The organism is Arthrobacter sp. SIMBA_036 (genome assembly GCF_046535135.1).
Lineage (GTDB): Bacteria > Actinomycetota > Actinomycetes > Actinomycetales > Micrococcaceae > Arthrobacter.
Genome location: NZ_JAWRXG010000254.1, coordinates 1 through 262, shown reverse-complemented (window position 1 = coordinate 262; position 262 = coordinate 1). Strand labels below are relative to the sequence as shown.

1 protein-coding gene is annotated in these 262 nt (G+C 51.5%); it reads left to right on the top strand.

The annotated features are described in order from the left end of the window. Positions 1-262, top strand: a 262-nt coding sequence (locus tag SB659_RS19805) for a hypothetical protein (protein ID WP_410551650.1), incomplete at both ends; no start/stop codon positions are given.

Genomic DNA, 262 nt, shown 5'->3' with positions numbered 1-262 from the left:
CGTGTCATATGGTTCTTTAAGTCCGCGCAAAGGGCTGGCGAAATTGTTGACCTTGTTCGGGGCACCGGATCTTCCGTCGCATTTTCGGTTGTTGCTAGTGGGATCGCAGGACGCTGATGCGCAACGTATGGTTAGCGAATTTCTCTTTCGTCATCCAGAACGCGAAATGCAGCTAGTTATCGTCGACCGCTTTGTTACCGAAGTGGTGGAGGGGCAGGTATTTGCTTGCGCCGACGTCGTCTGGCTTTGTTATGAAAACTTC